Source organism: Bradyrhizobium sp. STM 3809 (assembly GCF_000239795.1).
Taxonomy (GTDB): Bacteria; Pseudomonadota; Alphaproteobacteria; order Rhizobiales; family Xanthobacteraceae; genus Bradyrhizobium.
This window is the reverse complement of record NZ_CAFJ01000540.1, coordinates 1-1,165: the sequence shown is the minus strand read 5'-3', so window position 1 is coordinate 1,165 and position 1,165 is coordinate 1. Positions and strand designations below refer to the sequence as shown.

The 1,165-nt window shown below is 65.4% G+C and carries 1 protein-coding gene; it reads left to right on the top strand.

The features are described 5' to 3' along the window. Positions 1-614: 614 nt before the first annotated feature. On the top strand, positions 615-1,165 hold a 551-nt coding region (locus tag BRAS3809_RS24770; RefSeq protein WP_240535762.1), incomplete at its 3' end, for a hypothetical protein.

Here is a 1,165-nt window from a genome sequence, read left to right as displayed (position 1 = left end):
ATCTCCCCGGTGTCCGGCTTGGTAGCCACCGTCGTCCAAGGGGTCATCATCCCCCAGGACTTGGCGCCAGCTTCGGGGCGCCAGGACCACGCGATTTCACGTCCGCGACCGGTTGTTCGTCCGCACGCATCGCGCGCGCTGCAGCCCGCCGCGGCCACCGCTCCCCGCGCCCAACGTCCGTGACGATCGCGATCCGCCCCTCTCGAGGAGCACGGGATGCGGGCAGTCAATCATGAAATTCGGAAAAATGGAAGCAAAATATTTTCACGCCGGGGACTGGACAGCGGTGATCGCCTTGAGCGGCCTGATGAAACGCGTGTCTCGGCGCATCCTCTCGGCCATCCCTGCTTGAAAGCGCAGCGCCGTCGCACCATGGTCCGGTCTCCGCCCTCATGGATGCCCGGATGCCATTACAACCGGAGCGGGCATCGATCGCGCCACCACGATCTTGAACGTCCACGGACTAATAGACGAACGCGACTGTGTCCCGCCAGCAACGTAGGTCGGTTTTTGTTAGTCGTTCTATTCCCCCCGAGGTTGCAGCTATTGTTCGCCGGATCGGGCCTTGCTACCCCAGGCGTCAACGACAGTGGGGATACTGTGTGGGGGCTGAAATGAACTGTTCGCGTTGGCTGGCGACCTGGCTGGCCATCCTCGGAGGGGCGTGTCTTGGCGGCTGTGCCGCGCCGCTCGCGGTCAACAATGTGACCGACATCAGGTCGACCACGGGCAGCCGCGGGATCGACGTCTACGAGCAGAAGCGCCGGACCGATGCAAGCGTGCCCGAGTTCGCGGGTGACCAGCTCGTGGAGGTGCGGACGTTCCACAATCCCAACCAGAGCGGCGAGGTCGAGATGGCCGGGGCCTCCTGCCTGCTGGAAGCGAGCGGCTTCACTGCCTCCATGACCAGCCCCGCAAAGGTGCGCGTGCCGCTGTATCGCGGCCAGTCGAGCACGCTCGCCGTGACCTGCCAGAAGCCCGGCTACCAGAAGCGCATGATCACGGTCGCGCCATTCGACGCCACGCGCCAGGCCCGCCTGGCCAGCGGCGTCAACGGCGGCATCCTCGGCGCAGTCATCGTAGCCGGCATCGACGCCGCCGCCGACAACACGAAGAACGACTGGCGCTATCCGGTGGCGAAGGTCGTGCTGGAGGCGGATGCCTC